Annotated in this window: 13 protein-coding genes; 11 read left to right on the forward strand and 2 right to left on the reverse strand. The window is 71.3% G+C overall.

From position 1 onward, the window contains the following. Positions 1–45 precede the first annotated feature (45 nt). Genes C3486_RS03310 through C3486_RS03320 form a run of 3 tightly spaced genes read left to right on the forward strand, consistent with a single transcriptional unit; the run spans position 46 to position 2,758 of the window. Positions 46–903 carry an alpha/beta fold hydrolase gene (locus C3486_RS03310; protein WP_103831002.1) on the forward strand — a complete coding sequence of 286 codons (858 nt, stop codon included), beginning with the start codon at positions 46–48 and terminating at the stop codon, positions 901–903. Between the two features lie 53 nt (positions 904–956). After that, complete coding sequence (locus C3486_RS03315) at positions 957–1,811, forward strand: alpha/beta fold hydrolase (RefSeq protein ID WP_103831003.1); 855 nt, start codon at positions 957–959, stop codon at positions 1,809–1,811. Continuing rightward, entirely contained in the window at positions 1,811–2,758 is a 948-nt protein-coding gene (locus C3486_RS03320; protein WP_103831004.1) for a zinc-binding dehydrogenase, read from the forward strand. The genes C3486_RS03315 and C3486_RS03320 overlap by 1 nt, the downstream gene beginning before the upstream one ends. Positions 2,759–2,910: 152 nt before the next feature. Here C3486_RS03320 and C3486_RS03325 read toward each other — a convergent pair whose 3' ends face one another. Then, entirely contained in the window at positions 2,911–4,416 is a 1,506-nt protein-coding gene (locus C3486_RS03325; RefSeq protein ID WP_103831005.1) for an AMP-binding protein, read from the reverse strand. 268 nt (positions 4,417–4,684) lie between these two features. Between C3486_RS03325 and C3486_RS03330 the strand changes: the two genes are divergently transcribed. The 8 genes from C3486_RS03330 (at position 4,685) to C3486_RS03360 (ending at position 11,545) form a co-directional block, all read left to right on the forward strand. Further along, on the forward strand, positions 4,685–5,950 hold the full coding sequence (locus C3486_RS03330) for a Rieske 2Fe-2S domain-containing protein (protein WP_103831006.1): 1,266 nt from the start codon (positions 4,685–4,687) through the stop codon (positions 5,948–5,950). Continuing rightward, positions 5,947–6,069 (forward strand): hypothetical protein, encoded by a 123-nt coding sequence (locus C3486_RS37855; RefSeq protein WP_258052565.1) that lies wholly within the window; start codon positions 5,947–5,949, stop codon positions 6,067–6,069. The genes C3486_RS03330 and C3486_RS37855 overlap by 4 nt, the downstream gene beginning before the upstream one ends. After that, on the forward strand, positions 6,066–7,412 hold the full coding sequence (locus C3486_RS03335) for a M20 family metallopeptidase (RefSeq protein WP_103831007.1): 1,347 nt from the start codon (positions 6,066–6,068) through the stop codon (positions 7,410–7,412). The genes C3486_RS37855 and C3486_RS03335 overlap by 4 nt, the downstream gene beginning before the upstream one ends. Beyond that, positions 7,409–8,359, forward strand: a complete 951-nt coding sequence (locus C3486_RS03340) for a catechol 1,2-dioxygenase (protein WP_103831008.1) — start codon at positions 7,409–7,411, stop codon at positions 8,357–8,359. Before C3486_RS03335 ends, C3486_RS03340 begins: the two co-directional genes overlap by 4 nt. 132 nt (positions 8,360–8,491) lie before the next feature. Continuing rightward, a complete protein-coding gene (locus C3486_RS03345; protein ID WP_181138424.1) occupies positions 8,492–9,217 on the forward strand; it encodes an IclR family transcriptional regulator in 726 nt (241 codons plus the stop codon). A 169-nt stretch (positions 9,218–9,386) separates the two neighbouring features. Then, positions 9,387–10,412 (forward strand): NAD(P)/FAD-dependent oxidoreductase, encoded by a 1,026-nt coding sequence (locus C3486_RS03350; RefSeq protein ID WP_103831009.1) that lies wholly within the window; start codon positions 9,387–9,389, stop codon positions 10,410–10,412. Between the two features lie 3 nt (positions 10,413–10,415). Further along, positions 10,416–10,745, forward strand: a complete 330-nt coding sequence (gene fdxA, locus C3486_RS03355) for a ferredoxin (RefSeq protein ID WP_103831010.1) — start codon at positions 10,416–10,418, stop codon at positions 10,743–10,745. Beyond that, the gene (locus C3486_RS03360) at positions 10,742–11,545 is read left to right on the forward strand and encodes an alpha/beta fold hydrolase (protein WP_103831011.1); all 804 of its coding nucleotides are present in this window, start codon (positions 10,742–10,744) and stop codon (positions 11,543–11,545) included. Before fdxA ends, C3486_RS03360 begins: the two co-directional genes overlap by 4 nt. Before the next feature lie 57 nt (positions 11,546–11,602). Here the strand turns inward: C3486_RS03360 and C3486_RS03365 are convergent, their stop codons facing one another. Beyond that, positions 11,603–12,688 carry an Lrp/AsnC family transcriptional regulator gene (locus C3486_RS03365; protein WP_258052566.1) on the reverse strand — a complete coding sequence of 362 codons (1,086 nt, stop codon included), beginning with the start codon at positions 12,686–12,688 and terminating at the stop codon, positions 11,603–11,605. Positions 12,689–12,691 lie beyond the last annotated feature (3 nt).

Genomic DNA, 12,691 nt, shown 5'->3' on the forward strand with positions numbered 1-12,691 from the left:
GCGCTGGTGGACTCGGCACCGCACAGCGATCACGGAAGGAACGCGATGATCCCGTCACCCCCCGAAAGCCGCTACGCCGACGGCGGCGGAGTGCGCTATCACTACCACGACCTCGGTTCGGGCCCGGACACCGTCTTCCTGCACGGAGGCGGCCCCGGCTGCACGGCGTGGAGCGACTTCGGCCCCGTCGCCCCGCTCTTCGCCACCGACCGGCGCTGCCTGCTGGTCGACATCCACCAGTACGGCAAGTCCGAGAAGTCCCGCATCACCGGGCCCATGTGGGACCACCACGCGGCCAAGACCGTCGCCCTGCTCGACACCCTGGGCGTCGAGCGGGCCGACTTCGTCTGCAACTCCTGGGGCGGCACCATCGCCCTCAACCTCGCCGCGAAGTATCCCGACCGGGTCCGCTCCCTCGTCGTCACCGGCAGCATGCCGGTCTTCTACGGGCCGCTCGCCCCGCTCCCCGAGAACGGCCACCGCGGTCGTACAGCCCGCGACCTCTACTACGGCGGCGAGGGTCCCACCCGGGAGAAGATGCGCCGGCTGATCACGAGCCTGGAGTGGTACGACGGAGCGAAGCTGCCCGACGAAACCCTCGACATGCGTTACGAGCAGAGCCTGGACGAAGGTGAGCGCTCCCTCGCCGCCATGTCCGACTCACCGCGCGGCGACTGGCAGGACCTCACCGAAGAGCTGGCGCGTATCCAGGCGCCCACCCTCTTCATCTGGGGCATGCACGACGCCTTCCTCACCCCGGACTACCCGCTCATGCTCGCCCGCATGGTGCCGAACGGGAACCTGCACGTGATGGACCACGTCTCGCACCACCTCCAGGAGGAGCGCCCCGAGGCGTACCACTCGGTGGTCACCGGTTTCCTCGACTCTCTCGGGAAGTCCTGACCACTCTCCCCTTCTCACCCGACATCCGCATCGAACGCATCGGAGTACCTCCCGTGACCCTCTGGACCGATCTGAGCCCGCTCCCCTTCCGTATCGAGTACGTGGACGCCAAGGGCGTGCCGACCCGCGCCCTGCGCGCCGGCGACCCGGCCGCCGAGGCCGTCGTCTTCCTGCACGGCACCAGCGGCCACCTCGAAGCCTTCTCGCGCAACATCGCCGCCCACGCCGCGTACGACCTGCACGCCATCGACATGCTCGGCCACGGTTACACCGGCAAGCCCGACCGCCGGTACGAGATCGCCGACTACGTCGACCATCTCCTCGCCTACCTGGATGCCGTCGGCGTCGAGCGGGCCCACATCGTGGGCGAGTCCCTCGGCGGCTGGGTCGGTGCGCGCGCCGCCATCGAGCACCCCGAGCGCGTCCTCAGCCTCCAACTCCTCTGCGCCGGCGGCACCGTGGCCAACCCCGAGGTGATGGACCGCATCCGCACGAGCACCAAGAAGGCCGTGCACAGCGACGACATCGACCTCACCCGGCAGCGGCTGCGCCTGCTCATGGCGGACGACGCCGACGCCACCGAGGAACTGGTCGAGATCCGGCACGCGATCTACCACACGCCGGAGTTCGTGGCGAACGTCGACAACCTCCTGTCGCTGCAGGACATGGAGCGGCGGCAGCGCAACATCCTCAGCCCCGAGGACCTGGCCCGTATCACCTGTCCGACGCTCATCGTGTGGGGACGCAAGAACCCGTTCGGTGAGGTCCCCGAGGCCAACCGCATGCACGAGAACATCCCAGGCTCCGAGCTGGTGCTCTTCGACGACTGTGGCCACTGGCCGCAGCACGAGCAGGCCGGGCAGTACAACCCGATCAGCCTCGCCTTCCTCGCCAAGGCGGCCGCCTGATGCGGGCAGCGCGGATCCGCGCCTGGGGCGCCGCGCCGGTCGTGGACGAGGTGCCCGAGCCGGTCCGCGAGCAGGGCCGGGTGCTGGTCGAGGTGCAGGCGGGCGCGGTCGCCCACCTCGATGCTTCCGTCGCCGGCGGGGACTTTCGCCTCAAGCCGGAACTCCCGTACATCGGCGGGGTGGAGGGCGCGGGCGTCGTCCTGGAGGCGGACGCGGACAGTGGCCTCACGCCCGGCACGCAGGTGGTGCTGCGCGGCGGCGGCCTCGGCCTACTGCGGGACGGCACCTGGACCGAGCGGACAAGTGTGTCGCCCAAGGCCTGCATGCCGCTGGAGGTCGCGCTGCCGCCCGAGACCGCTGCGAGCTTCTTCGTGCCCGCCACCACGGCGTACGTCGTCCTGCACGACGTGGCCCGGCTGCGCGAGGGGGAGCGGGTCGTGGTGGTCGGTGCGTCCGGAGCGGTGGGTTCCATGGTCGCCCAGCAGGCCCGTGCCGCGGGCGCTGACGTCGTGGGCGTCGTCGGGCGGAAGGACCAGCTCGGCGATGTGCCCGACGGGGTCGAGGCACTGGTCCTGGACGAGGCGGAACACCTCGCGGAGCGGCGCTCGGCCGACCTCCTCGTGGACACCCTCGGCGGCGCCGGTCTCATCGGCCGCAGCCGCTGGGTGCGCCAGGGGGGACGCGCGGCCGTCATCGGGTACGTCACGGGGACCGCGGTCGAGCTCGACCTGCCCTCCTGGCTCCTGGACGACGTGGCCCTGCTGCCGGTCAACATGATCCGGCAAGAGAAGCGGGCCCGCGAAGTGTGCGGTGAACTCGTCCGCCGGCTCGCCGACGGCACGCTCGGCGTCGCCGTCGAGAAGTTCGCGCTGGAGGACACCGCGAAGGCACTCGACGCCCTCCGGAACGGCCGCGTGCGTGGGCGGGCGGTCGTCCTGCCGCGGTGAGGCGTGCGCTGGATGCGCGGAGAAGGGCCGGGAGCGGCATACGCTTCCGGCCCTTCGCGTCTCTCCGTGGCAGGTGCCCGCGGTCAGGTCCGTGGCAGGTGCCCGCGGTCAGGTTCGTGTTCCGCCGCAGGTGCCCGCGGCTCATCGAAGCGTCACTGGCTGCCGGCGGCCTCCCGGTCCCAGGTGGCGGCCGTGACCCCACGCTCGCGCAGTGCCGCCTTGCGGACCTTGCCGGTCTCGGTGAGCGGCAGCGCCGGCATCGCCTCGATGTAGCGGGGTACGGCGAAAGCGGGCAGCTCGCCTGCGCAGTGGCGGGCCAGCTCGGCAGGCTCGACGGTGTCGCCGGAGCGGGCCACGACCACCACCATCACCTCGTCCTCGGCGAGGTCGGAGGGGACGGGGAACGCGGCGGCCGCGGCCACCGCCGGGTGGCTGCACACCACCGACTCGACCTCGCCGGAGGCGACGTTCTCACCGCGTCGCCGGATCACGTCCTTGATGCGGTCGACGAAGCGGAACCAGCCGTCGGGGTCGCGGACCACGCGGTCACCGGTCCGCCGCCAGGAGTGCGGGGCCGGCCGGGGTTCCCCCGTGTAACCGGTGGAGAAGGCGTGCAACTGGTCGGTAGAGACGATGAGTTCGCCCGGAGTGCCGTCCGGAACGGGGGTCAGCGTCTCGTCCACCACCTCGGCGCGGAAGCCGGGACGTACGGTGCCGATCATGCCCGGGCGGTACTCATCGGGAGTGGAGCCGATGACGAGGTTGGTCTCGGTCGAGCCGAAGCCGTCGACGAGCGTCACACCGAACCGGTCGCGGAACGGCTCCCACAGCGGCGCCGGTGTTGCGGGGGAAAGCCCACGCCGAACTCGGTGTGCGCGATCCCGTGGGCCGGGCGGCTGGGCGAGCAGCATGGGCACCATCGCGCCGAGGAGGTGGACCACGGTGGCCCCGCAGCCGGCGGCCCGTGACCAGTACCGCGAGGCCGAGAAGCGCCCGTCGACCGTGCAGCTCGCGCCGACCGTCATGGCCTGTGCCAGGGTGTTCAGCGCGTTGGTGTGGAACAGCGGCAGGCAGGTGTAGAGCGAGTCGTCGGAGGACAGGCCCAGCGCGTCGGACACGTTCCTGCCCCACCACACGAACTGCGCCTGCGGGCAGCGCACGCCGCGTGCCGTGCCGGTGGTGCCCGAGGTGAAGAGCACGGCCGCGGTGTCCTCCGGGCGTACCGGTGCCGGGGCGACGGCCTCGCCGCGGTCGGGTGCGGGGGCGTCACTCCCGCCGGCCACCCACACGCGCCCCCGGTACCCCGCCGCGGCAGCACGCGCCGCGAGGTCCGGCTCGACGTACAGAAAGTGCGGGGCGGCCTCATCGAAAACATGCCGCAGCGATCGGCCGCGCAGTGCGGTGTTCAGCGGCACGACGACCGCCCCCAGCCACGCGCATCCGAGCACCAGGTCCACCAGCTCGATCCGGTTCGACAGCAGGGCCGCAACCCGGTCCCCGCGCCGGCAGCCGTGTGCGGCCAGGGAGCCCGCCATGGCTGCCGCGGCCTCCAGGGTCTCCGCGTACGTGCGCACCATACCGCCCATGCGGAGGAAGACCCGGTCTCCGAATCTCCCGGCAGCGGTCTCCAGCAGTCCGGGCACGGTCAAGTGATCCATCACAGCCTCCCGGAGCCACACGCCGCACGTACTGGCCCGGCCCCGTCGTCGGTCGTCACACGGTCGTCACGCGCGCATGCTCGCTGCCCACCGAGGGCCGGTCCAGGTGGGTGTTCCGCTCAGCGGTCCGCGGGTGGCTCGGCCTGGCGCTCCGCTCAGCGGTCCGGATGTCCGCGTTCTGTTCAGCGGAACAGGACCGTTGGCGGCGGCCGTCCCGCGCCGGATGCTCTAGCGCCATGGACCGAGAGCGACAGGAGGGCCCGGGACGATGACCACGGGTGACAACACTGCCACCGCACAGGACACCGGCCGCCGTGGGCGCGGCAAGAGCGCGGCGCAGGGCCGCCAGGACTGGACGTCCTGGCCCCACTACGACGCGGCCGGCGCGGGGTTCCGCGGCTACTGGTACCCGGTGACCTGGTCGAGCCACATCACCGGCGATCCGCAGCCGTTCACCATAGCCGGCGAGAAGATCACACTGATCCGTGACGGCGGCACCGCCTACGCACTGCACAACCGCTGCCCGCATCGCGGGGTGCCGCTGTCCGAGGGCAATCAGCAGTTCCCCGGCACGGTCAGCTGTCCCTACCACGGCTGGACCTTCGACCTGCCCACCGGCAAGCTCAGCGCCGTCATCACCGACGGACCCGGCTGCCGCCTCACCGGCAAGCTCGGTGTGCGCACCTATCCGGTCGAGGAGCGCCTCGGCATGGTGTGGGTCTACATCCCGGTGGCGGACGAAGAGCCGCGCCCGATCGACGAGCAGCTCCCCGAAGAACTGGTCGGCAACGCCTTCGTCATGGGCGGACGCATCGAGCCGCGCGGCGGCAACTGGCGGTTCGCCTGCGAGAACGGCTTCGACGAGGGCCATGCCAAATACCTGCACCGCACCGCGCTGTGGCGGCTGTTCAAACCGATGCCGACGTGGAACATCACCAAGGTCGTACCGCGCGGCCGCTGGATCTACCGCGTCCAGCAGGAAGTCCACTGGGATGCGGACTTCCCCGGCGTCGGCCACTGGACGAACAAGCGGTGGTGGAAGATGCAGCCGCCGAAGGAAACCTTCAACATCGGCAACACCGGCGCCCCCAAGCAGGTCAATCCGGTCATCGAGGACCAGGACTTCCCCGGCTTCGCCTCCCTCTCCATGCCCGGCGTGCTGCGCATCGCCTACCCCAAGTTCATCCACTACGAGTTCTACGTCCCCGTCGACGAGGACAACCACCGCTACGTCGGTGTGATGGTCAACTTCACTGAGGGCTGGCAGACGCTCGGCTTCTACGCCAAGTACCTGGGGGCGATCCGCTGGCTCTTCCACGGCCAGTTCTCCGGCCAGGACGCCTGGATGGTCGACGTCACCGATGCCCCGCCGGAGAAGCTCTACCGCCCCGACATCTCGCTGACCGCCTGGCGGAACCTCAGCGAGGAGGAGTACGGCAAGAAACTCGCCGGCCTCGGCACGGCCACCACCGAGCCGGCCGCCGCCACCGGTACCACCGAGCCGGCCACGACCACCGACGGAAAGAAGGCATGACGATGGGCCGCACCCTGCTCACCCTGCTCGCTGGCGCAGCGCTCGCGGTGGGGCTCCCGCTCGCGAAGAAGCGCTTCGAGCGCACCACCATGACCCAGGTCCACCGGATCAACCAGTGAGCGCCACCGGACTCGCCGGGCTCGACGAGCAACGACGCGGATGGACCGAGGCCGCCTGGCAGCACATCACCGGCGACCGCCTGCGCGAGCTGATCACCGGCCTCGTCGACATCCCCAGCCCGACCGGCGACGAAGGGCAGCTGGCCCGGCACATCGCCACCACACTCGCGGACGCAGGCATCACGGGTGCCACCGTCCAGCCGCTCGACGACCGCCAGGCCAACGCGTACGGCCGGCTGCGCGGCGACGGCACCGGTCCCGACCTCATGCTGTACGCGCCCATCGACACGCTGACGGTGGGGGAGGAGAGCGAGGACCTCCCGTGGATCGGGCCTGAGCTGCGCGAGGACATGCGCCCCGCGGCCCGGAGCGTCGGAGACCTGGTGACCGGTCTGGGCGCATCCAACCCGAAGGGGCACGCCGCGTGCGTGATGATGGCCGCCGAGGCGGTCGCCCGCGCCGGCATCCCGCTCACCGGCGACCTGGTCGCGGCGTTCGGCGCGGGCGGCATGCCCACCAACGCCCGGCCGGCCGGAACCCGGCTCAACACTGGGCAAGGCGCGGGGTGTTCCTTCCTGCTGGAGCAAGGCGTGTGGACGGACTACGCGGTCATCGCCAAACCCGGCTGGACGGTCTCCTGGGACGAGGTCGGCCTGGTCTGGTTCGAGGTGACGGTGCGCGGCACGCACACCTACGTCGGCTCGCGCCACCGCCTTCCTTACGACAACGCCATCGCCCGTGCCGGGGACGTGGCCCGCCACCTGGAGGAGTGGTTCGCCGAGTACGCCGAGCGCCACACGCACGGCACGGTCGCCCCGCAGGGCATCGTCTCCTCCATCCGCGGCGGCTGGCCGCGGATGGCAGCCGTCACGCCGGCCGCCTGCACCCTCCGCGTCGACCTGCGCATCGCCCCCGACACCACACCGATGCAGGCCAAACGGGAATTCACCGCGGCCCTCGACGCACTGGGCGAGAAGCTGCCGGGCTTGGACGCCACCGCGGAGATGATCCTGGCCATTCCCGGCACACGTACCGACCCCGACAGCTGGATACACCGCAGTGCCACAGCAGCATGGGAGGCACTGGAGGGACGCGCGCACGAGGTCGTACGCGGCAACAGCGGTGCCACCGACGCCAACATCCTCCGCGGACGCGGCATCCCCACCGTCCGGGTCGGCATGCCCAAGGTCGGCGAGGCGGAGGCGCCCTTCCCCATCGACTTCGCCCGCGGGATGAACACCGTCTCCGTCCCGGCCATGGAGAAGCTGACCCGCCACCTGGTCCGCACCGCCATCGACACCGTCACGCGCACACACGCGGAAATGGAGGGCCCCGCAGCATGACAGAGATCGTCCTCGGGGTGGGTGCCTCGCACAGCACCCTCATGAACACGCACTGGGACCAGACCCTCCACAAGGACCGTGCCGAGCGTTTCCGCGACGCATTGCACCAGGCGCGCGACGCGCTGGCCGAGGCCCGCCCCGACACCGTGGTCCTGGTCGGCTCCAACCACTTCCGGGGCTTCTGGCTCGACCTGATACCGAGCTTCACGATCGGCGTCGGCGAATGCCTTGCCAGCGGTGAGTCGGGGACGCCCAAGGGGCCACAGCCCGTGGACGTGCCACTGGCCCGGCACCTCGCCGACACACTCGTCGACAGCGGGCGCTTCGACGTCGCCTTCTCGGCACGCCTGCAGATCGACCACGGGCAGACGCACGCCATCCAGTACCTGCTCGACGGGCTCGGCGCCGAGATCGTGCCGCTCGTCGTCAACGTCTTCGCACCACCGCTGCCCACCCTCGACCGCTGCGAGCAGCTCGGCCGGGCCCTCCGCGAGGCGGTCCTCGCCTTCCCCGGCGACCGGCGCGTGGCGGTCGTCGGCTCCGGCGGACTGTCGCACCGGCTGCCGTGGCCGGACTGGCGCGCACCGGACGGCGAGGACGAGGAGTTCATGGTCGGCGCCTGGCTCAACGGCCGGAACAACTGGCAGGACTACGACCAGCGCCGCCGCGAGATCATCCGCGCCGCCGAGGCCGCCCTCACCCCCGCCTTCGACGAGGACTTCCTCGCCCTCCTGGAGCGGGGCGAGGCCCACCGCCTCACGGCGTACACCTCCGAAGAGCTGGAGGAGGCCGCGGGCAACGGCGCACAGGAGCTGCGCACCTGGCTCATCATGGCGTCCCTGCTCGACCACGTCCCCGGCCGGCGCCTCGCCTACGAGCCCATGCCCGAGTGGCTCACCGGCATGGGCGTGGCCGTCCTCGACCCGGCAGACACCGCACGGGCGTGAGGCCCGGACCGCCGAACCGACCGGGAGGTTGTCACCATGACCGTCACCACGACCGCCGGCACAACTCGGTATCCCGGTCAGGGCATGCCCCACGACCTGGGTGCCCCCAGGGACCGGGGCGCGCCTGACACGATGAATTCGGTACTCGGCAAGGTCCGGCCCATCCTGGAAGCCTTCACGGAGCAGGACAGCAGTCTTCCCCTCGCCGAACTCGTCCGCCGTACCGGCATCGCCAAGGCGACCGTGCACCGGCTCGCCCAGGAGCTCGTCGACTGGGGGCTGCTGGAGCGGGACGGCAACGACTACCGGCTCGGCCTGCGCCTGTTCGAGATGGGCCAGCGGGTGCACCGGCAGCGCATCCTGCGCGAGGTCGCCCAGCCGTACATGGAAGACCTGCTGCTCGTCACCCACGAGACGATCCACTTCGCGATCCACGACGCCCTGGACGTCGTGTATCTCGACAAGATCTTCCCGCACCGCGGGCTGAACGAGGAGTCCCGGGTCGCGGGCCGCCTCCCGCTGCACTGCACCGCCACCGGCAAGGCGATCCTCGCCTTCTCGCCCGACTCGCTGTTCCTCCAGGTCGTCCGGCACGGCCTCAGACCGGTCACGCGCCACACCGTTGTCTCCCCCGGCCGGCTGCGCGCTCAGCTGGACAGGATCAGAGCCGACGGCATCGTGCTGGAAAGCGAGGAGATCCGCCTCGGTTACGCGAGCCTGGCCGTGCCCGTCTTCGGGCGCGACAGCTCGCTCGTGGGCGCGCTGTCCATCACCGCGCCCACGTACCGCATGGACGCCGTCAAACACGCCACCGCACTGCGCACCGCAGCGCTCGGCATCGGCCGGTCGCTGCGGTGACCCACCACCACTGCTCGCGCCCACCGCACGCATGAGCACACGCATGAGGGAGCCCTCCGCCCGGAGGGCTCCCTCATGCGTGCAGCCCCGGAGGACTCGCCCGTGCGGCGTCCTGCTGGGCGGAACGAAACCGTTGGGCGGGACGGGCACCGTCCCTACGCTCCCGACCATGAGCGTTCCCACCGACGCGCCGACGAGCGCGGACGCCGCCACACCCACCCTCGATACCGACATCCTGATCATCGGCGCGGGCCCGGCCGGCCTGTACGGCGCCTATTACGCGGGCTTCCGCGGCCTCAGCGTGACGGTCATGGACGTCCTGCCGCAGTGCGGCGGCCAGATCAGTGCGATGTACCCCGAGAAGCCCATCTTCGACATCGCCGGCTACCAGGCCGTGCGCGGCCGCGACCTGGTCGACAGCCTGGTCGCCCAGGCCGAACCGTACGGCCCCCGTTACCTCCTCGGCCACCGCGCCACCGAACTCACTCACGGCCCCGACGGCCTGCCCGTGGTACGCAGCGACCGAGGGACGGTGGTGCGCGCGGGCGCCGTCGTCATCACCGGCGGAGTCGGCACCTTCACCCCGCGCACTCTGCCCGCCGGCGAGGAATTCCTGGGCCGCGGCCAGGTCTACTTCGTGCCCGATCCCAGCGACCACGCCGATCAGGACGTGGTCATCGTCGGTGGCGGTGACAGCGCCTTCGACTGGGCCGACACGCTCGCCCCCCTCGCCCGCTCCGTACGGCTCGTCCACCGCACCGCACGCTTCCGCGCGCACGCGGCGACCGTGGAGAAGGTGCGCAACCTCGGCGTCGAGATCATCACCGACTCCGAGGTGAGCGCCCTGCACGGCAACGAGCGCCTGGAGCGCGTGGAGATCCGCCACCGCACCACCGGCGAGACACGGACGCTGCCCGCCGACACCGTCGTCGCCGCTCTCGGCTTCCTCGCCGACCTCGGACCGATCAAGGACTGGGGCCTCACCCTCAACGCCCGCAAGATCGCCGTCGACACGCGCATGGCGACCAACCTGCCGCGAGTGTTCGCCGCCGGCGACATCACCGACTACCCGGGCAAGGTCCGCCTCATCGCCGTCGGCTTCGGCGAAGCCGCCACCGCCGTCAACAACGCGGCCACCGTCATCGATCCCGAGGCCGCCCTCTTCCCCGGCCACTCCACCGACAAGGAGAACTGACCCATGGCGTACGTCATCGGCGCGGCCTGTGTCGACACCCAGGACCGCTCCTGCATCGAGGAGTGCCCGGTCGACTGCATCTACGAGGGCGACCGGAAGCTCTACATCAACCCGACCGAGTGCATCGACTGCGGCGCGTGCGAAGTCGCCTGTCCCGTCGAGGCCATCACCGTCGACCGCAAGGCCGACGCCGTCTTCCGCGACGACAGCCGACGCTTCTTCGACGAGGTACTGCCCGGCCGCAGCGAACCGCTGGGGACCCCGGGCGGCTCCAGTGCGGTCGGCCCGCTGGGTGTGGACACTCCGTTCGTCGCGGGCTGGAGCGGCGCGTGACGGGCACGGTCCCCGCCCTCCGCAAGGGCTACGCCGACAGCCCCTTCGGCCAGCTCCACTACGCGGAGTGCGGCACCGGCGAACCCGTGCTGCTCTTCCACCAGACCCCGCGCTCCTGGACGGAGTACCTCCGCGTCCTCCCGCTCGTGGGCGCCGAGTTCCACGCGATCGCCATGGACACTCTCGGGTTCGGCGCCTCCGCGAAGCCCGAGGGGCCGCATTCCATCGAGCGGTATGCGGACGCCGCCGAGGCCCTGATACAGGCACTGGAACTGGATCGGTACCACCTCGTGGGCCACCACACCGGCGGCCTCGTCGCCCTGGAACTCGCCGCCCGCCACCGCACCCGGACAGCCAGCCTCCTCCTCTCCGCGACGCCCTACGTCGACGAGGAGAAACGCCGGGGCGGCGGCCATGCGGTGGACCACGTCATACCGCGCCCGGACGGTTCACACCTCCTCGACTTGTGGAACCACCGACGCGAGTTCTACCGACCGGGCGAGGAGGCCGCCCTCAACCGTTACGTCATCGACGCACTGACCGTGCTCGACCACGTGACCGAGGGACACGCCGCGGTCCGCCGCTATGCGATGGCGGAACGGCTTCCCCTCGTCACCGCCCGCACTCTGGCAGTCTGCGCCCCGGGCGACCACTTCGCGCTCCCGTCACTGACGAAGCTGGCCGCGGCCCTCGCCTGCGAGACCCGCCTGCTCTCCGGCGGTCACACCCCGGTTCCGGAGCAGCTTCCCGAGGAATTCGCCCGGACCGTCGTGGAGTGGGCGGCGGCCGGCCGCGGCTGACGCGGCCACGACGGGCGGTGACGGGGGCCGTTCCGGCGGTGCTCACGACACCGGCTCTCACGGCACCGGCTCCGGCGCGGCGACCACCGGAACGATGCCCACGCAGCACCCACCGCGGTCCAGCAGGTGTCCCATGTGCTTGACCGTCCGCAGCACGACCGAGCGGTCGTCGATGGTCAGACGCGGGAGCTGGCGCGTCAGGTGTGTTTCGAAGGCGTGGACGTCGGTGAGCGCGCGCAGCCAGACGTCGACCACGAGGTTGTGCGGCCCGGCGGTGATGGCACACGAGCGGACCTCACGCACGCCGACCAGGGTGCGGCTCACCACATCGAGGTGACGGCTGGGCACCGAGGCGAAGTACACGGCGGACAGCGGCCACCCCGACAGCGGCCGTGCCACGTCACAACGCAGGCTGACGCGGTCGGGGACAAGCGCTTGGAGCCGCCGGCGCACCGTCGTCTGCGCGGCACCGGCGGTCGCCGCCAGCTCGCGTACGGACATGCGGCCGTCGATGCTGAGGAGTTCGACGAGCCGTGCGTCCAGCGCGTCGCCGTCGTCCGCCGCGCCTCCCGTGACAGCAAGGCGCGGCGCGGCGGCCTCCAGTCGCGCACACTGCTCGTCGTCCAGACTCCGCAGCCGCCAGCGGCTGCCCTCGGTGGGCACCCCGGTGAAGACGTGGGTGCGGGTGGCCCGTACTCCGGCCGTGCCCCGGAAAAGCCGGGCGGTGAGGTCTTCGAGCTGGTCGAGGCCGCGGGCCTGTACGGACAGCACCAGGTCACGCCCGCCGGCGGTGATCTTGATGTTGACGACGGCGGGTTGCCGGGCGAGGGCGTCGGCGACGTGCTGCGCGGCGCCGGGTTCGGTGTCGACCTCGACGACGCCGCTCACCACGAGGCGGGGGTCGGTCAGCCGCGGGTAGGCGGTCACCCACGCCAGCCCCGCGTCCCGCAGCCGCTGCCAGCGCCGGGCCGCCGTAACGGAATTGATACCGAGGACTTCACCGACGAGCGTCCATGGGGCCCGGGGGTGGATCTGCAGCGCCTGCACGATCCCCCGGTCGAGTTCGTCCAGACCGGACGCGGCGAATTCCTGCGCACCTTGGGCCGGCGTATTCCTGCGCGGCCCAGGCGACGTGCGGCTCAAAGC

Origin of the sequence: Streptomyces sp. Ru73 (genome assembly GCF_002920575.1) — a bacterium.
GTDB lineage: Bacteria > Actinomycetota > Actinomycetes > Streptomycetales > Streptomycetaceae > Streptomyces.

Excerpts from the sequence above, each read along its gene's own strand:
- fdxA (WP_103831010.1), top strand. The coding sequence starts at position 10,416 with ATGGCGTACGTCATCGGCGCGGCCTGTGTCGACACCCAGGACCGCTCC.
- C3486_RS03330 (WP_103831006.1), top strand. The coding sequence starts at position 4,685 with ATGACCACGGGTGACAACACTGCCACCGCACAGGACACCGGCCGCCGT.
- C3486_RS03350 (WP_103831009.1), top strand. The coding sequence starts at position 9,387 with ATGAGCGTTCCCACCGACGCGCCGACGAGCGCGGACGCCGCCACACCC.
- C3486_RS03310 (WP_103831002.1), top strand. The coding sequence starts at position 46 with ATGATCCCGTCACCCCCCGAAAGCCGCTACGCCGACGGCGGCGGAGTG.
- C3486_RS37855 (WP_258052565.1), top strand. The coding sequence starts at position 5,947 with ATGACGATGGGCCGCACCCTGCTCACCCTGCTCGCTGGCGCAGCGCTC.
- C3486_RS03320 (WP_103831004.1), top strand. The coding sequence starts at position 1,811 with ATGCGGGCAGCGCGGATCCGCGCCTGGGGCGCCGCGCCGGTCGTGGAC.
- C3486_RS03345 (WP_181138424.1), top strand. The coding sequence starts at position 8,492 with ATGAATTCGGTACTCGGCAAGGTCCGGCCCATCCTGGAAGCCTTCACG.
- C3486_RS03340 (WP_103831008.1), top strand. The coding sequence starts at position 7,409 with ATGACAGAGATCGTCCTCGGGGTGGGTGCCTCGCACAGCACCCTCATG.
- C3486_RS03325 (WP_103831005.1), bottom strand. The coding sequence starts at position 4,416 with ATGGATCACTTGACCGTGCCCGGACTGCTGGAGACCGCTGCCGGGAGA.